The following is a 20,119-nucleotide window of genomic DNA, read 5'->3' on the forward strand; positions in this document are numbered from 1 at the left end:
GGTTTGGGTTGCCTGGGCTGACGCTATCGCGAGCAAGCTCGCTCCCACATCGATCAAGGTGTACCTGTGGGAGCGAGCTTGCTCGCGATGAGATCCTGAATCTGGAGAGCAATGTGATCCGTGTACTGGTAGCCGAAGACCACACCATCGTCCGCGAAGGTATCAAGCAGTTGATCGGCCTGGCCAAGGATCTGCTGGTGGTGGGGGAGGCGAGCAATGGCGAGCAGTTGCTCGAAACCCTGCGCCACGTGCCCTGCGAAGTGGTGCTGCTGGATATTTCCATGCCGGGCGTCAACGGCCTGGAGGCGATCCCGCGGATCCGTGCGTTGAACAATCCGCCAGCCATCCTGGTGCTGTCGATGCATGACGAGGCGCAAATGGCCGCCCGTGCCCTGAAGGTCGGCGCCGCAGGCTACGCAACCAAGGACAGCGATCCGGCCCTGCTGCTCATGGCGATTCGCAAGGTCGCGGCCGGCGGGCGCTACATCGACCCGGACCTGGCCGACCGCATGGTCTTCGAAGTCGGCCTGACTGACACGCGACCGCTGCACTCGCTGCTGTCCGAGCGTGAATTCTCGGTTTTCGAACGCCTGGCCCAGGGCGCCAACGTCAATGACATCGCCCAGCAACTGGCCCTGAGCAGCAAGACCATCAGCACCCACAAGGCGCGGCTGATGCAGAAACTCAACATCACCTCATTGGCGGAGTTGGTGAAATATGCGATGGAGCACAAGTTGCTCTGAGCTTCAGCACGCCCTCTGCGGGAGCGAGCTTGCTCGCGATGGCGGCGGCACATTCAATATTGATGTTGGCTGACACTCCGCTATCGCGAGCAAGCTCGCTCCCACAGGGTTTTGTCTCGGCATATCCATTTGCGACACACCCCGACAGCGCCTTTTGCCCCTGCTTGCAGCTTGGCGCTTAAAACGCGCCGTTGCATTTACCCAATCCCGCCATCCTTGTAGGGCAATCCCTACCCCGACTCTTCCATCCGGCTGAGGCGATTCTCTCCTGCGCCCCGATTTGCGCGGACCCCAGGGTCCACTAGGCTTGATCCACAAGCAGTCATCAAAACAAAAGGTGCGGGTATGAGCCAGGTCGATTCAAGCGCGGGGGCCAGCGATGTGCTGGTCAGCTTTCGTGGTGTGCAGAAGAGCTACGACGGCGAGAACCTGATCGTCAAAGACCTCAACCTGGACATTCGCAAAGGCGAATTCCTGACCCTGCTCGGGCCTTCCGGCTCCGGCAAGACCACCAGCCTGATGATGCTCGCCGGGTTTGAAACCCCAACCGCCGGCGAGATCCTGCTGGCCGGGCGCTCGATCAACAATGTGCCGCCGCACAAGCGCGACATCGGCATGGTGTTCCAGAACTACGCCTTGTTCCCGCACATGACCGTCGCCGAGAACCTTGCGTTCCCGCTGACCGTGCGAGGCCTGAACAAGAGCGACGTGAGCGATCGGGTCAAGCGTGTCCTGAGCATGGTCCAGTTGGACAGCTTCGCCCAGCGCTACCCGGCGCAATTGTCCGGCGGCCAGCAGCAACGGGTGGCCCTGGCCCGGGCGCTGGTGTTCGAGCCGCAGTTGGTGCTGATGGACGAACCCCTGGGGGCGCTGGACAAGCAATTGCGTGAACACATGCAGATGGAAATCAAACACCTGCACCAGCGCCTTGGCGTGACCGTGGTCTACGTGACCCACGACCAGGGCGAAGCCTTGACCATGTCCGACCGCGTGGCGGTATTCCACCAGGGCGAAATCCAGCAGATCGCCCCACCGCGCACCCTGTATGAAGAGCCGAAAAACACTTTCGTCGCCAACTTCATCGGTGAAAACAACCGTCTCAACGGTCGCCTGCACAGCCACACCGGCGATCGTTGCCTGGTGGAGTTGGCGCGCGGCGAGAAAGTCGAGGCCCTGGCGGTGAATGTCGGTCAGCCCGGCGAGCCGGTGACCCTGTCGATTCGTCCGGAGCGGGTGAGCCTCAACGGCGTCAGCGAACAATGTGTCAACCGCTTCTCAGGGAGGGTGGCGGAATTCATCTATCTGGGCGACCACGTCCGGGTTCGCCTGGAAGTCTGTGGCAAGAACGACTTCTTCGTGAAGCAACCGATTGCCGAGCTCGATCCCGCGCTCGCCGTCGGCGACGTGGTTCCGCTTGGCTGGCAAGTCGAGCATGTGCGTGCGCTCGATCCCCTTCTAGAGGCGAATTGATCGCCCCCTGCTGTACCAACACCAACCCTGCACGTGGAGAGAACAATAAATGTTGAGATCCCTGAAGTTCACAGCCCTGACACTGGGCATGATGGGTGCGGCAAGCGCGATGGCGGCGGGCCCGGACCTGACCGTGGTGTCTTTCGGCGGGGCGAACAAGGCGGCTCAGGTCAAAGCCTTCTACGCACCGTGGGAAGCGGCCGGCAACGGCAAGATCGTGGCTGGCGAGTACAACGGCGAAATGGCCAAGGTCAAGGCCATGGTCGATACCAAGAGCGTTTCCTGGGATTTGGTGGAAGTCGAGTCTCCGGAATTGTCCCGTGGTTGTGACGAAGACATGTTCGAGCAACTGGACCCGGCCCTGTTCGGCAAGACCGAAGACTACGTCAAGGGCGCCATCCAGCCTTGCGGCGTAGGTTTCTTCGTGTGGTCGACCGTGCTGGCTTACAACGCCGACAAACTCAAGACCGCGCCGACCAGCTGGGCAGACTTCTGGGACACCAAGCAATTCCCGGGCAAGCGCGGCCTGCGCAAAGGCGCCAAGTACACCCTGGAATTCGCCCTGATGGCCGACGGCGTAGCGCCGAAAGACGTCTACAAAGTGCTGGCCGGCAAGGATGGCCAGGACCGTGCGTTCAAGAAGCTCGACGAGCTCAAGCCGAATATCCAGTGGTGGGAAGCCGGCGCCCAGCCGCCGCAGTACCTGGCTTCCGGTGACGTGGTCATGAGCTCGGCCTACAACGGCCGGATCGCTGCGGTACAGAAAGAAAGCAACCTGAAAGTGGTGTGGAACGGCGGTATCTACGACTTCGACGCCTGGGCCATCCCGCGCGGCCTGGACAAGACCCGCGCCGAAGCGGCGAAGAAATTCATCGCCTTCTCGGTTGCACCGCAGCAGCAGAAGACCTACTCGGAAAACATCGCCTACGGTCCGGCCAATACCCAGGCTGTGCCGTTGCTGGCCAAGGATGTCCTGAAAGACATGCCGACCACCCCGGAAAACATCGCCAACCAGGTGCAGATCGACGTCAGCTTCTGGGCTGACAACGGTGAGCAACTGGAGCAGCGCTTCAACTCCTGGGCGGCCAAATAACCCGACGGTCTGAAGCTGGATGAGATCCCTGTGGGAGCGAGCTTGCTCGCGATAGCGGTTTGTCAGGCACATCAATGTTGAATGTGCCGTAGCCATCGCGAGCAAGCTCGCTCCCACAGGTTCTTGCTCCAATCGGGTGTTTCAAAAGAACAGAGGCGGCCCGCCGCCCCTGTAACGATAAAAAGATTTGCGGAGTTCGCCATGGCCATCGCCGTTCCACTGAACGCGGGCACCAGCCCCACCCTCAAGCAACGGCTCAAGCGCGCCGAGCGGGTCAACCGCTGGAAGGCCCAGGCCTTGATCGCGCCGCTGGTGCTGTTTCTGTTGCTGGTGTTCCTGGTGCCGATCGTGGCGCTGCTGTTCAAAAGCGTCAGCAACCCGGAAGTGGTGGGCGCCATGCCACGCACGGTCGCTGCCGTCGCGGCCTGGGACGGACGCGGTTTGCCGGGCGAGCCGGTGTACAAGGCTGCCAGTGAAGACCTGGCCGAAGCCCGTAAGAATCAGACCCTGGGCGACTTGTCCAAGCGCCTGAACATGGAACTGGCCGGCTATCGCAGCCTGCTGACCAAGACTGCTCGGGCGTTGCCGTTTGCCACCGAGCCGGCTTCCTATAAAGAAGCCATGGAAAACCTCGATGAGCGTTGGGGCGACCCGGCGTACTGGCAGGTGGTCCGCCGTAACACCAGCAACGTCACCCCGTACTACCTGCTGGCGGCCGTCGACCACCGCATCGATGACCTGGGGGAACTGGCCCCGGCGACTCCCGACCAGGCGATTTACCTGGATATTTTCACCCGTACGTTCTGGATGGGCCTGGTCATCACCGCGATCTGTCTGGTGCTGGCCTATCCGCTGGCCTACCTGCTGGCGAACCTGCCGTCGCGCCAAAGCAACCTGTTGATGATCCTGGTGTTGCTACCGTTCTGGACCTCGATCCTGGTGCGCGTCGCCGCGTGGATCGTGCTGCTGCAGTCGGGCGGCCTGATCAACAGTGGCCTGATGGCCATGGGCATCATCGATAAGCCCCTGGAACTGGTGTTCAACCGCACCGGTGTCTACATCTCCATGGTCCATATCCTGCTGCCGTTCATGATCCTGCCGATCTACAGCGTGATGAAGGGCATCTCGCCCACCTACATGCGGGCGGCGATTTCACTGGGCTGCCATCCGTTCGCCAGTTTCTGGCGGGTGTATTTCCCGCAGACCTATGCCGGTGTCGGCGCCGGTTGCCTGTTGGTGTTCATCCTCGCCATCGGCTACTACATCACGCCGGCGCTGCTGGGCAGCCCGAACGACCAGATGGTCAGCTATTTCGTCGCGTTCTACACCAACACCAGTATCAACTGGGGCATGGCCACGGCGCTCGGCGGGCTGCTGTTGCTGGCGACCGTCGTGCTTTACCTGATTTACAACCGGCTGGTGGGCGCCAGTCGCCTGCGCCTGAGCTAAGGGGAGATCGAAATGCTGAGTCCTTACATGTCTCCCGTCGAACGGGTGTGGTTCTACACCTTGCGCACGCTCTGCGGGCTGATCCTGTTGTTCCTGATCCTGCCGGTGCTGGTGATCATTCCGCTGTCGTTCAACTCCGGCAGTTTCCTGGTGTACCCGCTGCAAGGTTTCTCGCTGCAGTGGTACCACGATTTCTTCGCCTCGGCCGAATGGATGCGGGCGCTCAAGAACAGCATCATCGTGGCCCCGGCGGCGACGTTGCTGGCGATGATCTTTGGCACACTGGCCGCCATCGGCCTGACTCGCGGTGACTTCCCGGGCAAGGCGCTGGTGATGGCCCTGGTGATTTCACCCATGGTAGTGCCGGTGGTGATCATCGGCGTGGCCAGCTACCTGTTCTTCGCACCGCTGGGGATGGGCAACAGTTTCCTCTCGCTGATCGTGGTCCACGCCGTGCTGGGTGTACCGTTCGTCATCATCACGGTGTCGGCGACCTTGCAGGGGTTCAATCACAACCTGGTCCGCGCCGCCGCCAGCCTCGGGGCTTCGCCGCTGACGGCGTTTCGTCGGGTGACCCTGCCGTTGATCGCCCCGGGCGTGATATCCGGGGCCCTGTTCGCCTTCGCGACGTCGTTCGATGAAGTGGTGGTGACCCTGTTCCTGGCCGGTCCCGAGCAGGCGACGTTGCCCCGGCAGATGTTCAGCGGCATTCGCGAAAACCTCAGCCCCACCATCGCCGCGGCGGCGACGCTGCTGATTGCTTTCTCGGTGATCCTGCTGCTGACCCTGGAGTGGTTGCGTGGGCGTAGCGAGAAGCTGCGCACTGCCCAGGTCTGAAGTCGTACCATCGATCTAATTGTGGGAGCGAGCCTGCTCGCGATAGCGGTGTGTCAGTCGATAGGAATGTCGGCTGTGCCACCGTCATCGCGAGCAGGCTCGCTCCCACAATGGGGTTGCGGTGTATTCATAAGCTGAATGGCAGACAACCCTCAATACCGAGCTATTCTTGTGCCAGCCCACACTCGAACAAGAGGCCGCGCACATGAGTCTTTCCTCATTCAAGATCGCCCATAAACTGATCACCGGTGCCGCTGCCATCGAGCAACTGGCCGCCGAGTTGACGCGCCTGGACGTCGACAACCCGCTGATCGTGACCGATGCGGCGTTGGTCCAGTCCGGCACCGTGGAGCTGGCCCTGCAACATCTGGGTGGACGCGACTACGAGATTTTCGACCGGGTCATGCCGGACCCGGAAATCGCCATCGTCGAGGATTGCATGCAAGCCTACCGCGATGGTGGTCATGATGGCCTGATCGGACTGGGCGGCGGCAGTGCCATCGACATTGCCAAGTGCGTGGGCGTCTATGCCGGGTACCACGGCGAGTTGCAAGATATGTTCGGCGTCGATCAGGTGCCGCGCAAAGGCCCACCCATGATTGCCATCCCCACCACCGCCGGTACCGGTTCGGAGGTCACCAACGTGGCGATCCTTTCCGACAAGGCCGCGCAGCTGAAAAAAGGCATCGTCAGCGATTTTCTGTTGCCGGACGTGGCGCTGGTCAGCCCACAGATGACCCTCACGTGCCCCCGTGGCGTAACGGCTTCCAGTGGTGTCGACGCGCTGGTCCATGCCATCGAGGCCTACCTGTCGCTCAATGCTTCGTCGATCACCGATGCCCTGGCTATCGGCGCGGTCAAGCTGATCAGCCAAGCGTTGCCCAAGGCCTATGCCAACCCCGCCCATCTGCAAGCCCGCGAGGACATGGCCACGGCCAGCCTGATGGCCGGCATGGCCTTCGGCAATGCCGGGGTTGGCGCGGTGCACGCGCTGGCCTATCCGTTAGGTGGGCGCTTTCACGTCTCTCACGGCGTCGCCAATGCATTGTTGCTGCCGTATGTCATGGCGTGGAACAAAATGGCGTGCGTCGAGCGTATGCGTGACATCGCCGAAGCCATGGGTATCAGGACTGGCCATCTGAGCGATATAGAGGCCGCCGACGAAGCCGTGGAAGCCATGGTCGCCTTGTGCGCCGCCGTGGAAATACCCAAGGGCCTGAGCACCCTGGGCGTGACCGAGGACGTGATTCCGTCCATGGCCCTGGAGGCCGTGGGGATCGAGCGGCTGATGCGCAACAACCCACGCAAGCTGACCGCCAGCGACATCGAGAAGATCTACCGCGCGGCGTATTGATCGACGGTCACGGTGGGCGCGCCAAATCTTGAGGTATACAATGCGCGCCATCGTGATTTCGCTCAAAAAAGGTGCATCATGCAGCCCTTCGCTATTGCTCCGTCGATTCTCTCCGCCGACTTCGCCCGCCTGGGCGAGGAAGTGGACAACGTTCTGGCCGCCGGGGCCGACATCGTGCACTTCGATGTCATGGACAACCACTACGTACCCAACCTGACCATCGGCCCGATGGTCTGCGCGGCGCTGCGCAAGTACGGCATCACCGCGCCGATCGACGCGCACCTGATGGTCAGCCCGGTGGACCGGATCGTCGGTGACTTCATCGAAGCCGGTGCCACCTACATCACCTTCCACCCAGAAGCCACGCTGCACATCGACCGCTCCTTGCAGTTGATCCGCGAGGGCGGTTGCAAGGCCGGCCTGGTGTTCAACCCGGCGACGCCCCTGGACGTGCTCAAGTACGTGATGGACAAGGTCGACATGATCCTGCTGATGAGCGTCAACCCCGGCTTCGGCGGCCAGAAGTTCATCCCGGGTACCCTCGACAAGTTGCGCGAAGCCCGGGCGCTGATCGATGCCTCGGGACGTGACATCCGCCTGGAAATCGACGGTGGCGTGAACGTGAACAATATCCGTGAAATCGCCGCGGCCGGCGCCGACACGTTCGTCGCGGGCTCGGCGATCTTCAACGCCCCCGACTACAACGAGGTGATTGCAAAAATGCGCGCCGAACTGGCCCTGGCGCGCCCATGAGCGGCTTCGAGCAGCTGTTCCCCGGCACTTTGCCGCGCCTGGTGATGTTCGACCTCGATGGCACATTGATCGATTCGCTTCCAGATCTCGCGGCTGCCGTGGACCACATGCTGCTCGCGCTCGGACGTCCACCCGCTGGCCTTGACGCGGTGCGCCAGTGGGTTGGCAATGGCACTCCAACACTGGTGCGCCGAGCCCTGGCCAATCACATCGATGCCCAAGGTGTCGATGACGCCGAGGCCGAGCGGGCGTTGGCATTGTTCAACGAGGCCTACGAAGGCAGCCACGAATTGACCGTGGTCTATCCCGGCGTGCGTTCCACCCTCAAGTGGTTACAGAAGCAAGGCGTGGAAATGGCGCTGATTACCAATAAGCCGGAACGCTTTGTCGCGCCTTTGCTGGATCAGATGAAGATTGGTCGCTATTTTCGCTGGATCATCGGTGGCGACACCTTGCCGCAGCGAAAACCCGATCCGGCGGCGCTGTTTTTTGTCATGAAAATGGCGAATATCCCAGCTTCTCAATCGTTGTTTGTCGGTGACTCGGTCATCGACGTGCAAGCGGCAAAAGCAGCGGGCGTAAAATGCGTGGGGTTGAGCTATGGATACAACCCTGGACGGCCCATCGCCGAAGAGTGTCCAGCTCTAGTCATCGACGATTTGCGCCTGTTAATTCCCGGTTGCCTGGACCCGGCCGCTGAGATAACGTTGCCCGACGCTGTTCAATCCTCTTCTGGAAGCGCCATCGTGGTGGTCACTCGCAAACTCTGGATGAAAGTCATGAAGGCCCTGGCCCGCTGGCGTTGGCGCGCCTGACGTGATCCTGGCCGGTTATCCGGCGCGTTTGCATACCTGACTGTCAGCTCCTCTTGCCACGAGGCACCCCATGATCCGTGAAGAATTCCTGCGTCTAGCCGCTGCCGGCTACAACCGCATCCCCCTTGCCTGCGAAACCCTGGCCGACTTCGACACGCCGCTGTCGATCTACCTCAAGCTGGCCGACCAGCCCAACTCCTACCTGCTCGAATCGGTGCAGGGCGGGGAAAAGTGGGGCCGTTATTCCATCATCGGCCTGCCGTGCCGTACGGTGCTGCGGGTCCATGACCATCGCATCAGCGTGACCCACGACGGCGTCGAAATCGAAAGCCTCGACGTCGAAGACCCGCTGGCATTCGTCGAAACCTTCAAGGCCCGCTACAACGTACCGACCATTCCCGGCCTGCCGCGTTTCAACGGTGGCCTGGTGGGGTATTTCGGCTACGACTGCGTGCGCTACGTGGAAAAACGCCTGGGCACCTGCCCCAACCCCGATCCCCTGGGGGTGCCGGATATCTTGCTGATGGTCTCCGACGCCGTCGTGGTCTTCGATAACCTCGCTGGCAAGATGCACGCCATCGTCCTGGCCGACCCGTCCCGGGAAGATGCCTACGAGCAAGGTCAGAAAAGCCTGCAGGCGCTGTTGGAAAAACTCCGTCAGCCGATCACGCCGCGTCCGGGCCTGGATTTCAGCAAGCAGTCGGCGGCCGACCCGGTGTTCCGTTCCAGCTTCACCCAGGACGATTACGAACGAGCCGTCGATACCATCAAGGAATACATCCTGGCGGGCGACTGCATGCAGGTGGTGCCGTCGCAACGGATGTCCATCGACTTCAAAGCCGCGCCCATCGATCTCTACCGGGCGCTGCGCTGCTTCAACCCGACGCCCTACATGTACTTCTTCAACTTCGGCGACTTCCATGTCGTCGGCAGTTCGCCAGAAGTGCTGGTGCGGGTCGAAGACAACCTGATCACCGTGCGACCGATCGCCGGCACCCGCCCCCGTGGTGCCACGGAGGAGGCCGACCGGGCGCTGGAAGAGGACCTGCTGTCGGACGACAAGGAGATCGCCGAGCACCTGATGCTGATCGACCTCGGGCGCAACGATACCGGGCGGGTCTCGGAAATCGGGTCGGTGAAACTCACCGAGAAGATGGTCATCGAGCGCTATTCCAACGTGATGCACATCGTCTCCAACGTCACCGGCCAATTGAAGGCCGGGCTGACGGCCATGGATGCCTTGCGGGCGATCCTGCCGGCGGGCACCTTGTCCGGCGCGCCGAAAATCCGCGCGATGGAAATCATCGACGAACTGGAGCCGGTCAAGCGGGGGGTGTACGGCGGGGCCGTGGGTTATTTCGCCTGGAACGGCAACATGGACACCGCGATTGCCATCCGCACCGCGGTCATCAAGAACGGCGAACTGCACGTGCAGGCCGGCGGCGGAATCGTCGCCGACTCGGTGCCAGCGTTGGAATGGGAAGAAACCCTGAACAAACGCCGGGCGATGTTCCGCGCCGTGGCGCTGGCCGAGCAGACCTCGAACGACTGAAGGCCTCCAATAGCTGTGGCGGCTCGATCAGCCTGTGGGAGCGAGCTTGCTCGCGATGAGGCCGTCATATTCAACCCATAGGTTGACTGACAGTCCGCTATCGCGAGCAAGCTCGCTCCCACAGGCTCTCCTCGATCAGAAATCCAGGCTGACGCCCAGGCTCACCCCTTGCTGGGTCAGGTCATCATCCTTGCGCAACGTATAACCGCCTCGCAGCGCCAGGTCGTTGGTCAACTTGTGGCTGACCCCCAGGCTCAGGCGGTTCAGGTGGCTCTGCGGCGTGTAGCCTTCCAGCGTGAAGTCGTTGGCGGGCAGGCTGTTGAGGGCGATGTTGACCTTTTGCGTGTCGTCTTCGTACTCGCGCTCGTGGGCATATTCGCCAAACACCTGGGTCTGCCGGGTGATGTTGTATTTGCCCTGCAAGCCAATGCCCAGGCGTTTCGAGTCGCGGGTCTGGTCATCGAAGGTCAGGGCCGTGGAGCGGTTGCTCTTTTCCGAGTAGCCATCGACTTCCACCTTCGCATAGTCAGCGCTGATAAACGGCGAGAGGTGCCATTCGCTGCCCGGCTGGGCAATGTCGTAGCCCACCCGCGTACTGAATGCCCAGAGATGGCCGTCGGTGTCGCCTTTCTCTTGCGCTTCGTTGACGCCCAGGTCGAACTTGCGTTCCAGGCTGTCGTAGTCGAGCTTGCCGCCAGTCAGTGCCGCATCGGCCCACCAGCGGTTTTGCTGGAACTGGGCGAAGGCGGTGGCCAGGTAGCTGTTGAGCTTGTATTTCGAGTCGTTGTGGCCTGCTTCCATGTCCTGGCGGTAGAGACCGGCGGCGACACCTACGCGCCAAGCCTCGTTGAGGCGATAGCTGCCGCCGACGTTGAGGCTGTAGCCGCTGCCATCGGCGCTGGCGCCGCTGCCCTGGCTGTCCATGTCCAAATGTTGGCCGCCACCTGCCACGATGGCTCGCCACTGGCCGACCGCCTGCCAATCCTCCCAGTCCGATTGCCACTGGCTGCGCAACTCATCCTGGTGGGCACGCAGGGTCGAGTGGGCCATTTCCGGCAGCAAGGTCAGTTCCCAGGGCGCCGCGAGCAGCGAATAGGCGTAGTCGGCGATCAGCTTTTGCCCGGTTTCGGTTGGATGGACCGCGTCGTTGTAGATCAGCTTGCTGGGATCTGGCGTGGCACTGTTGATGCCATAGGTGGCGTTTTCCGTGCAGCCGTTGCCGCTGAAGCAGGTGGCGGTCAGGTTCTCCCCGGTGGCGAGGCCGAATCTCGCCGGATCGGCGAAGCTTTCCTTTAGCAGAAGCGGAATATTCAGCGGAATGATTTCGGCGTCAATGCCTTGCAGGCGCGAGATCAATTGCTGGTTGAACTGATTGCCCAACTGCGAAAAGGTGTCCTGCAAGGGGCCGCCGTTGAGGGCCGGCGTCAGGCCCAGGTCGGGCAACAGCCAGACCATCACATAGCGGGCACCGGCCGTCTGCAGCACCTGGACGCTGTCGGCCAGGCGGTCTGCGGCGGCGTTCGCTTGTGCGGTGTTCAATACCCGGCCTTGAAGGAAGTCGTTACCGCCACCGGAAAGGTAATACAGCGCATTCGGATCGGCCCGCAGGCCATTGGATTGCAGATAGCCGGGACGGCTGCGTTCGCCGGTGTCGGATACACCGGTGATCGATTCGAGGATCTGGTCGGTACGATAACCGCCCACCGCCCAGTTATTGCCGTCTGCCAGCCCTTGGTCGGCGCGGACCGCCGAGGTGGAGGCGGCGGTCTCGTCGGCGGAATAGCCCAGGCGCCCACCGAGCAGTTGGGTGGAGTTGGCCGAATAGGCTTCACCGCTGCCGTCCGTGTAGATCGGACCGGTTCGGTTGGTATAGCGCTCGGTCGAGCCGGGCGGGCCATTCGGGTCGGCGAACTGGCCTGCGTCATTGAGGCTGTCGCCGAACACAATGAATTTGGAGTACGGGTTGGGGGCGGCGCTCGCCTGGGCGCAGGCCATGGCCAGCAGGCAACCGGCAATCGGTACGAACAACGTCTTTTTGATCATGGGAAAGTCCGTTTTTATCTTTTTGTTGTTAGAAAACGAAACGACAGTACCAAAAACTTCCGGCGTTTTGCCATCTATCCGGAACGTCGCGATTGTTTCAAAGCCCTTCGGGAACGGTCATATTGCGTGCTCCGCCCAGCTAAGCTACTGTGCCGGAACGTATGAACGAGACTTCCCCTGTGTCGATTGCCAGCAAACTTCTGGATCAAATGATCAAGGCACACGCCCGTTGGCGTTGGCGCGCCTGAACATTCTCCGCCGGCCTTGCCGGACCTGTACCGATTTGCCTTCTTTAACCCGCTTGTAGAGCCGCTTCGCTGGGGCGTCAATCGCTTCGCCAAGCGCAGCAGTGTGCGGGTCACTCTCTGAAGGCTGTGTTTAAAGTCAGTGAATTCAATAGGTTGCTTACGCCATGTTGCTGATGATCGATAACTACGACTCTTTTACCTACAACGTTGTGCAATACCTTGGCGAGCTGGGCTCCGAGGTCAAGGTCGTGCGCAACGACGAACTGACCATCGCCGAAATCGAAGCCCTCAAGCCTGAGCGCATCGTGGTTTCCCCCGGCCCATGCACGCCGACCGAGGCGGGTATTTCCATCGACGCCATCAAGTATTTCGCCGGCAAGCTGCCGATCCTGGGTGTCTGCCTGGGACATCAGTCGATCGGCCAAGCGTTCGGTGGCGATGTCGTGCGCGCCCGACAAGTCATGCACGGTAAGACTAGCCCGGTATTCCACGAGGACAAGGGCGTGTTCGAAGGACTGAATCGTCCGCTTACCGTAACCCGCTACCACTCCTTGATCGTCAAGCGCGAAACGCTGCCTGACTGCCTGGAGTTGACGGCCTGGACCCAGCTTGAAGACGGCTCGGTCGATGAAATCATGGGGCTGCGCCACAAGACACTGAATATAGAAGGGGTGCAATTTCATCCCGAGTCTATTCTCACCGAGCAGGGCCACGAGTTGTTCGCCAACTTCCTCAAACAAACCGGCGGCACGCGCTAAGGACTTTTCATGGATATCAAGACAGCCCTGAGCCGTATCGTCGGCCATCTCGACCTGAGCACCGATGAGATGCGCGACGTGATGCGCGAAATCATGACCGGCCAATGCACGGATGCGCAGATCGGTGCGTTCATGATGGCCATGCGCATGAAGAGCGAGAGCATCGATGAAATCGTCGGTGCCGTGTCGGTGATGCGTGAACTGGCGGACAAGGTCGAACTCAAGACGCTGGACGGCGTGGTCGACGTGGTCGGCACCGGTGGTGATGGCGCCAATATCTTCAACGTTTCCACCGCCTCGTCGTTTGTGGTCGCGGCGGCCGGTTGCACCGTTGCCAAGCACGGTAACCGCGCGGTCTCAGGCAAGAGCGGCAGTGCCGATTTGCTGGAGGCCGCCGGCATCTACCTGAACCTGACGCCGATTCAAGTGGCACGCTGCATCGACAATGTCGGCATTGGCTTCATGTTTGCCCAGACCCATCACCGTGCCATGAAACACGCCGCCGCGCCGCGCCGTGACCTGGGCCTGCGTACGCTGTTCAACATGCTCGGCCCGCTTACGAATCCGGCCGGCGTGAAGCATCAAGTGGTTGGGGTGTTCAGCCAGGCGTTGTGCCGGCCCTTGGCCGAGGTCCTGCAACGCCTGGGTAGCAAGCACGTGCTGGTGGTTCATTCGAAGGATGGCCTGGATGAATTCAGCCTGGCGGCCCCCACATTCGTGGCCGAACTAAAAAATGATCAGATCAGCGAGTATTGGGTCGAACCTGAAGACCTCGGCATGAAGAGCCAGAGCTTGCATGGCCTGGCAGTCGATGGCCCGGCCCAGTCGCTGGAGCTGATCCGCGATGCCCTGGGGCGCCGCAAGACCGAGAATGGCCAGAAAGCCGCCGAGATGATCGTGCTCAATGCCGGTGCTGCGTTGTACGCCGCCGACCACGCCAGCAGCCTCAAGCAAGGCGTGGAACTGGCCCATGACGCACTGCACACTGGTCTTGCCAGGGAAAAGCTCGAAGAGTTGGGTGCATTTACCGCCGTATTCAAAGTGGAGAACGAAGGATGAGCGTGCCAACGGTTCTGGAAAAAATTCTGGCTCGCAAGGCCCAGGAAGTGGCTGAGCGCAGTGCTCGCGTCAGTCTGGCCGAGCTGGAAAACCTGGCGCGTTCGGCGGATGCGCCGCGCGGTTTTGCCAAGGCGCTGATGGATCAGGCCAAGAAAAAACAGCCGGCGGTGATTGCCGAAATCAAGAAGGCTTCTCCCAGCAAGGGCGTGATTCGTGAGCACTTCGTCCCGGCCGACATCGCGCGAAGCTACGAGAAAGGCGGTGCGACCTGCCTCTCGGTGCTGACCGATGTCGACTTTTTCCAGGGGGCCGACGACTACCTGAAGCAGGCGCGGGCGGCGTGCAAGTTGCCGGTGATCCGCAAGGATTTCATGATCGACCCGTACCAGATCGTCGAGGCACGTGCGCTGGGCGCCGACTGCGTGCTGTTGATCGTCTCTGCCCTGGATGACGTGAAAATGGCCGAGCTGGCGGCTGTGGCCAAGAGCGTCGGGCTGGATGTCCTGGTGGAAGTCCATGATGGCGACGAGTTGGAGCGAGCCCTGAAAACCCTCGATACCAAACTGGTCGGCGTGAACAACCGCAACCTGCACACGTTTGAAGTCAGCCTGGAAACCACCCTGGACCTGTTGCCACGCATCCCGCGTGATCGCTTGGTCATCACCGAAAGCGGCATCCTCAACCGGGCCGATGTCGAGTTGATGGAAGTCAGCGATGTGTACTCGTTCCTGGTGGGCGAGGCGTTCATGCGGGCCGAGAACCCGGGTACTGAATTGCAGCGGCTGTTCTTTCCTGAACGAGGCCTGCCGGTGAGCGGCTCTACGCTGGATTGATCCCATGTCGCCTGTGATTGCCCTCGGCGTCGAAGCTGGCCTGCAAGCCGAACAGGACCTGTTGGCCAGCATCTGCGCGGGCGATGCCGAGTTCGGCCTGCTGTTCTGGCAGCCCAATGACCGCGCGCTGGTCATGCCGCGCCGCTTGAGTCGGTTGCCGGGGTTCGAACACGCCAGTGAAGTATCGGCCGGCCAAGGCTGGCCAGTCCTGCTGCGCGAAACCGGTGGTGAGCCGGTGCCGCAATCGTCTGCTACCGTCAATATCGCTTTGGTCTACGCGCCACCGCGCAGCGAAGGCGACCACGGCCGCATCGAAACCGGGTATCGCCGGTTGTGCGATCCCATCTGCCAGTTGTTGGATGAATTGGGCGGGGTGGCTTCGCTGGGAGAAGTGGAAGGGGCCTTTTGCGACGGGCGCTTCAACGTCAACCTCGACGGCCGGAAAATGGTCGGCACCGCTCAGCGCTGGCGCCAGAGCAAGGGCGGTCAACGTCCGGTGGGGCTGGTGCATGGCGCGCTTTTGCTGGAGAACGAGCGCGAGGCCATGGTCGCGGCAGTCAATCGCTTCAATGAGGCCTGTGGCCTGGAGCAGCGAGTGCGTGCCGAGAGTCACATTGCCTTGCGTGAAAAATTCCCGGCGCCTCACGCGCTGGAGCGACTCGAGGTGCTGTATCGGGAACTGCAGACCCAGCTGCTGGGTGCTTAACGCGTTCCGAACACCACCATGGTCTTGCCTTTGACGTTGACCAGATTGCGCTCTTCCAGGTCCTTGAGTACGCGACCGACCATTTCACGGGAGCAACCGACAATCCGGCCAATCTCCTGGCGGGTCACCTTGATCTGCATGCCGTCCGGGTGGGTCATGGCATCGGGCTGCTTGCACAGCTCCAACAGGCAACGTGCGACACGTCCGGTGACGTCGAAAAATGCGAGATCGCCGACCTTGCGGGTGGTATTGCGCAGGCGCTGTGCGATTTGTCCGCTGAGGACGTAAAGAATGTCTGGGTCTTGCAGGGACAGTTCTCGGAATTTGGTGTAGCTGATTTCCGCCACTTCACATTCGATCTTGGTCCGCACCCAGGCACTGCGTTCCTGTTCCTTGCCCGCCTGTTCGAACAACCCCAGCTCACCGAAAAAATCTCCGGAATTGAGGTAGGCGATGATCATTTCCCGACCGTCATCATCTTCTATCAGGATAGTGACCGAGCCCTTGAGGATGAAAAACAGCGTCTCGGAACGATCTCCCGCACAAATGATGTTGTGTTTGGCTGGGTAGCGGCGACGCTGGCAATGCATCAAGAGCTTGTCGAGATTCTTGATCTTGAACGTGGGAGTAATGGCAACCATGGTTGTATCCCGAAAGACTGCGCGGTGTGGTGGTTTGTTTTTGTATGAAGGCGAATAGCTATCGCTAAAAGATGGCCATACGCCAGTGAGTTGGCGCCAGCTTAACAGAGGCGTCCTTAATAGATTTGAGAATTTACCTACAGGCTGACAGGATGGGGCTCCTAAGACGAAGAGCGGCCATGGCGAAGCGCTGTGCTAAGCTGGCGACCCTTTTTTAACAGTGGAGTCTTGGCGATGAAGGCACGCATCCAATGGGCTGGCGAAGCCATGTTCCTCGGTGAGTCAGGCAGTGGTCATGTGGTCGTCATGGACGGCCCGCCAGAGGCCGGTGGTCGGAACCTGGGTGTTCGGCCGATGGAAATGCTTCTGTTGGGCGTCGGCGGTTGCAGCAATTTCGACGTGGTCAGCATTCTTAAAAAGTCCCGCCAGGCCGTCGAAAGCTGCGAAGCGTTCCTGGAAGCGGAGCGTGCCACCGAAGATCCAAAGGTATTTACCAAGATCCACATGCATTTCGTGGTGAAGGGGCGAGCCTTGAAGGAAGCCCAGGTCAAACGAGCCATTGAGCTGTCCGCCGAGAAATACTGCTCGGCTTCGATCATGCTCGGTGCCGCCGGCGTCGAAATCACCCACGATTATGAGATCATCGAATTGGGTTGAGTCGATCTCGATGGCGAAGCCCGCGACTCGCCGCATTGAAATCCTGAGCTGAAGAAAAAGGCGACTCCCGCTGGAAGTCGCCTTTTTCATTGGCGTTGCAATGGGGATGGGTTATCCAGCCCCCTATCTCCGTCAAATCCGATAAGTGCTCTTGGTCATGACCTTGGCCAGCAGGCTCATGCCGAACTTCACCGGGGCCGGAAAACGGAAGCCGCCGGCGTCAAGCGCACTTTCGGCATGGTGTTCTTCATCCACGCGCATCTGCTCGAGGATCGCCCGGGACTTTTCATCCTCGGCCGGCAGTTGTTCCAGATGTTCGTTCAAGTGCTTGCACACCTGATGTTCGGTCGCGGCAACGAAGCCGAGGCTGACTTTATCGCTGATCAGGCCGGCGACGGCGCCGATCCCGAATGACATCCCGTAGAACAGCGGGTTCAGGACGCTGGTGTGGCTGCCCAGTTGGCGAATGCGTTGTTCACACCAGACCAGATGGTCGATTTCTTCCTCGGCGGCGTGTTCCATTGCTTCACGCACCTGGGGCAGTTTCGCTGTCAGCGCCTGGCCCTGATACAGCGCCTGGGCACAGACTTCGCCGGTGTGGTTGATACGCATCAATCCGGCGACGTGGCGGGTTTGCTCGTCACTCAGTTGCGCGTCCGGCTGTACGATAGCCGGTGATGGGCGGTACGGCTGGCCACTGAAGGGCAGCAGGGTGCGCATCGCGGTATCGGCTTGCAGCAACAGACGGTCAATCGGCGAGTAGTGACGTTGGGTAGTCATGCTTACCTCCGGGAAAAATCACAGCGGCCAGTTTAACCCAATCGGCCGCCGAAGATTTGCGTTGGGTCAGGGGTATCAGCCCGGCGGCCAGTGCATCTGGCGCTGACCCAGCACATGCATATGAATGTGATAGACCGTCTGCCCACCCAGTTCATTGCAATTCATCACCACGCGAAAACCTTCTTCACAGCCCAACTCCAGCGCCAGGCGCTGGGCAGTGAACAGAATGTGCCCGGCCAGGCCCTTGTCTTCTTCGGTGAGGTCATTGAGCGTACGGATCGGTTTTTTCGGAATGACCAAAAAATGCACGGGTGCCTGCGGGGCAATGTCGTGGAAGGCCAGTACCTGGTCATCCTCGTAGATGATCTTTGCCGGGATTTCCCGGTTGATGATCTTGGTAAACAGGGTATCCACAGCTGTTTTCTCCGTTGGGTTCGTCGAGGTCCGATGTCATGAAGGCTCCGGTTGAGGGGCCTGGTTGTTCAACGTGAAGGGATCAGCGCGGGCAATAAGCCTTGTTGATCATGCCGGCGATGCTCCGCACCAGCCATCGCGATCCCAGTCGCGGCAATGCGGCCAGCCAGCGATTGCGGCGTCCGGGAATGATGATGGCGCGGTTCTTGTCCAGTGCGCGTACGGCGTACAGGGCAACTTCCTCCGGGCTCATCAGCCACTTGCTGTCGATGAGTTTCTGTTCGTCCATCTGCGCCCTGGCGAAAAAGCCGGTCCGGGTCGGGCCAGGGCAAAGCACCGAGACCTTGATCGCGCATTTCTTCAGTTCAACTCGCAGGGCTTCGGAGAAGTGCAGCACATAGGCCTTGCTGGCGTAGTAAGTACTCATCCAGGGGCCGGGTTGGAATGCGGCGATCGAGGCAACGTTGAGGATCTGGCCGCCGCCGAGCAGCGCCATGCTATTACCGATGGCGTGACAAAGCCGTGTCAGGGCGAGGATGTTGACTTCGATCAGGTCCTGCTCGGTCATCCAGTCCTGGCCCAGGAACGGCCCGCTGGTGCCGATGCCGGCACAATTGACCAGCAGATCGATCTGCCGCTCGCCTTCCTCCAGTTCCAGCAGAAAGCCTGAAAGCCTCAGCGGTTCGCCCAGGTCACAGGCCCGGAACAATACTTCCACGCCAAACCGCTGAGTCAGTTCGATTGCAATACTTTCCAGCCGATCACGCTGTCGAGCCACCAGTATCAGGTTGCGGCCGCGCCGGGCCAGCGCTTCGGCCATGGCCAGGCCGATACCGCTGGAAGCGCCAGTGATCAGTGCGTAACGGGTCATGCAGTTCTCCATCGCAATAGCCCGCCGCCAGTTGACTGGGCTGTCACCGGCATGAAGCGCGCTTATTGTTCCTCTTCTTCTTCATAGTCTACAGAAGGCGCAGCGGGCTCGGCTGCCTCGACGGCGGGCTCTTCAGAGGTTTCGTTGCTCGACTCGCTGCTTTCATAGCTGCTCAGGCTGCTGCTGTCGTAGTCCTGCTGAAGGGCTCCGAAGATGCCGGCAAAGGTGGCCATGAAAATCAAGACGATCATCACCAGCCAGAGCGAGGCCAGCAATTTGACCGCCGTGGTATTGCGCGGCGGCGGGGGGCCATACTGGTTTGCGCCGGTATTGCCCGGAGCGATGATGAGGATGAAGGGGAAGATGCTGCCCACGAACGGAACCAGGTTGATCAGCCACAACCACCCCGACCAGCCGAGGTCATGCAGGCGCTGGACGTTGAACTGGATGCTCACGAAGGCAAAGGCTAGCACGACGACTGCGGCCAGCAGGCCGCCGACGATGAGTCCCGCGACCGAGTCGGAAGCCAGCAGCCAGGCCGTGGCCAACCAGAAGCCTATGCCGACCAAGGGCAGCAGGGCCAGGGTCAATACCATGGTCCAGGCCAGGTAGCGCAGACGGCCGATACGCCCCTCGAAGCTGAAGGGCTTGAGTGTGCCGTACTCGGCAAGCGCTTCACCGACTTGGGCGCGGGGAGGCGCGTATGGCGAGACGGGCTCGACGATCGAATCGGGATGGCGTCCACTCGGTTGCCGTGGTGCCTCCTGTACCTCGCCAAGGTTCAGTTGGACGACGGGTTCGGCTTCGATCCTGGCATCGATTCCGCTCTTGTTGAGCGCTTCCAGGTACTGCTGCGCCTCGCTCTGGGACAGGTTGCTCTTGAGGGCTACCTTGCGACCGGTGAACAGCCGTTCAATAGCGCTGACATCGCTTTTGAACAGCTCGGCGAGGTTGAGTTTGGCGGTGGTGGTATCGACGCCCGGCATCAGGCCGCCGTCGAATACGATGTTGAAACGGGTTTCGCTCATGCCTGGCATCCTTGT

The 20,119-nt window shown here is 60.9% G+C and carries 20 protein-coding genes; 14 read left to right on the top strand and 6 right to left on the bottom strand.

From position 1 onward, the window contains the following. The first annotated feature begins 113 nt into the window (after nt 1-113). The 9 genes from BLQ55_RS16685 to trpE all read left to right on the top strand — a co-directional run bounded on the left by BLQ55_RS16685 (nt 114) and on the right by trpE (nt 10,066). On the top strand, nt 114-743 hold the full coding sequence (locus tag BLQ55_RS16685) for a response regulator (protein ID WP_003177702.1): 630 nt from the start codon (nt 114-116) through the stop codon (nt 741-743). A gap of 345 nt (nt 744-1,088) precedes the next feature. Next, nucleotides 1,089-2,213 carry an ABC transporter ATP-binding protein gene (locus BLQ55_RS16690; protein WP_072342484.1) on the top strand — a complete coding sequence of 375 codons (1,125 nt, stop codon included), beginning with the start codon at nt 1,089-1,091 and terminating at the stop codon, nt 2,211-2,213. Nucleotides 2,214-2,262: 49 nt separating this feature from the next. Then, nucleotides 2,263-3,306: an ABC transporter substrate-binding protein gene (locus BLQ55_RS16695; protein WP_042730717.1), complete on the top strand. Its 1,044-nt coding sequence runs from the start codon at nt 2,263-2,265 to the stop codon at nt 3,304-3,306. Nucleotides 3,307-3,507: 201 nt separating this feature from the next. Further along, nucleotides 3,508-4,755, top strand: coding sequence for an ABC transporter permease (locus BLQ55_RS16700; protein WP_060740368.1), 1,248 nt, complete (start codon nt 3,508-3,510; stop codon nt 4,753-4,755). 12 nt (nt 4,756-4,767) lie between these two features. Continuing rightward, nucleotides 4,768-5,592 carry an ABC transporter permease gene (locus tag BLQ55_RS16705; RefSeq protein ID WP_060740369.1) on the top strand — a complete coding sequence of 275 codons (825 nt, stop codon included), beginning with the start codon at nt 4,768-4,770 and terminating at the stop codon, nt 5,590-5,592. A 205-nt stretch (nt 5,593-5,797) separates the two neighbouring features. Further along, nucleotides 5,798-6,946, top strand: a complete 1,149-nt coding sequence (locus BLQ55_RS16710; protein WP_092255228.1) for an iron-containing alcohol dehydrogenase — start codon at nt 5,798-5,800, stop codon at nt 6,944-6,946. 78 nt (nt 6,947-7,024) lie between these two features. Continuing rightward, complete coding sequence (gene rpe, locus BLQ55_RS16715; protein ID WP_092169726.1) at nt 7,025-7,699, top strand: ribulose-phosphate 3-epimerase; 675 nt, start codon at nt 7,025-7,027, stop codon at nt 7,697-7,699. After that, on the top strand, nt 7,696-8,514 hold the full coding sequence (locus BLQ55_RS16720) for a phosphoglycolate phosphatase (protein ID WP_092205526.1): 819 nt from the start codon (nt 7,696-7,698) through the stop codon (nt 8,512-8,514). Before rpe ends, BLQ55_RS16720 begins: the two co-directional genes overlap by 4 nt. A 70-nt stretch (nt 8,515-8,584) precedes the next feature. After that, nucleotides 8,585-10,066 carry an anthranilate synthase component I gene (gene trpE, locus BLQ55_RS16725; protein ID WP_060740373.1) on the top strand — a complete coding sequence of 494 codons (1,482 nt, stop codon included), beginning with the start codon at nt 8,585-8,587 and terminating at the stop codon, nt 10,064-10,066. 135 nt (nt 10,067-10,201) lie between these two features. Here trpE and estP read toward each other — a convergent pair whose 3' ends face one another. Further along, nucleotides 10,202-12,109, bottom strand: a complete 1,908-nt coding sequence (gene estP, locus BLQ55_RS16730) for an esterase EstP (protein WP_092205524.1) — start codon at nt 12,107-12,109, stop codon at nt 10,202-10,204. A gap of 412 nt (nt 12,110-12,521) precedes the next feature. On the opposite strand from estP, the gene BLQ55_RS16735 reads away from it, so the two are divergent. The 4 genes from BLQ55_RS16735 to BLQ55_RS16750 are packed head-to-tail and all read left to right on the top strand — an operon-like array spanning nt 12,522 to nt 15,713. Beyond that, the gene (locus tag BLQ55_RS16735) at nt 12,522-13,115 is read left to right on the top strand and encodes an aminodeoxychorismate/anthranilate synthase component II (RefSeq protein ID WP_060740375.1); all 594 of its coding nucleotides are present in this window, start codon (nt 12,522-12,524) and stop codon (nt 13,113-13,115) included. Between the two features lie 9 nt (nt 13,116-13,124). Beyond that, a complete protein-coding gene (gene trpD, locus BLQ55_RS16740; protein ID WP_060740376.1) occupies nt 13,125-14,174 on the top strand; it encodes an anthranilate phosphoribosyltransferase in 1,050 nt (349 codons plus the stop codon). Further along, the gene (gene trpC, locus BLQ55_RS16745) at nt 14,171-15,007 is read left to right on the top strand and encodes an indole-3-glycerol phosphate synthase TrpC (protein WP_092205523.1); all 837 of its coding nucleotides are present in this window, start codon (nt 14,171-14,173) and stop codon (nt 15,005-15,007) included. Before trpD ends, trpC begins: the two co-directional genes overlap by 4 nt. A gap of 4 nt (nt 15,008-15,011) precedes the next feature. After that, a complete protein-coding gene (locus BLQ55_RS16750; RefSeq protein ID WP_092255231.1) occupies nt 15,012-15,713 on the top strand; it encodes a lipoate--protein ligase family protein in 702 nt (233 codons plus the stop codon). Here the strand turns inward: BLQ55_RS16750 and crp are convergent. Next, nucleotides 15,710-16,354 (bottom strand): cAMP-activated global transcriptional regulator CRP, encoded by a 645-nt coding sequence (crp, locus tag BLQ55_RS16755; protein ID WP_092205521.1) that lies wholly within the window; start codon nt 16,352-16,354, stop codon nt 15,710-15,712. The genes BLQ55_RS16750 and crp overlap by 4 nt on opposite strands. A 234-nt stretch (nt 16,355-16,588) precedes the next feature. Between crp and BLQ55_RS16760 the strand changes: the two genes are divergently transcribed. Beyond that, nucleotides 16,589-17,011 (top strand): OsmC family protein, encoded by a 423-nt coding sequence (locus tag BLQ55_RS16760; RefSeq protein ID WP_003206127.1) that lies wholly within the window; start codon nt 16,589-16,591, stop codon nt 17,009-17,011. A gap of 132 nt (nt 17,012-17,143) precedes the next feature. Here BLQ55_RS16760 and coq7 read toward each other — a convergent pair whose 3' ends face one another. The 4 genes from coq7 to BLQ55_RS16780 form a co-directional block, all read right to left on the bottom strand. Further along, complete coding sequence (coq7, locus tag BLQ55_RS16765; protein WP_060740380.1) at nt 17,144-17,791, bottom strand: 2-polyprenyl-3-methyl-6-methoxy-1,4-benzoquinone monooxygenase; 648 nt, start codon at nt 17,789-17,791, stop codon at nt 17,144-17,146. Between the two features lie 75 nt (nt 17,792-17,866). Next, nucleotides 17,867-18,205, bottom strand: a complete 339-nt coding sequence (locus tag BLQ55_RS16770; protein ID WP_072405750.1) for a histidine triad nucleotide-binding protein — start codon at nt 18,203-18,205, stop codon at nt 17,867-17,869. Nucleotides 18,206-18,287: 82 nt separating this feature from the next. Beyond that, a complete protein-coding gene (locus tag BLQ55_RS16775) occupies nt 18,288-19,076 on the bottom strand; it encodes an SDR family NAD(P)-dependent oxidoreductase (protein WP_092169758.1) in 789 nt (262 codons plus the stop codon). Nucleotides 19,077-19,138: 62 nt separating this feature from the next. Beyond that, a complete protein-coding gene (locus BLQ55_RS16780; protein ID WP_092255234.1) occupies nt 19,139-20,104 on the bottom strand; it encodes a DUF805 domain-containing protein in 966 nt (321 codons plus the stop codon). Nucleotides 20,105-20,119 lie beyond the last annotated feature (15 nt).

The sequence above is a fragment of the Pseudomonas sp. NFACC13-1 genome, assembly GCF_900104425.1.
GTDB classification, from domain to species: domain Bacteria; phylum Pseudomonadota; class Gammaproteobacteria; order Pseudomonadales; family Pseudomonadaceae; genus Aquipseudomonas; species Aquipseudomonas fluorescens_AA.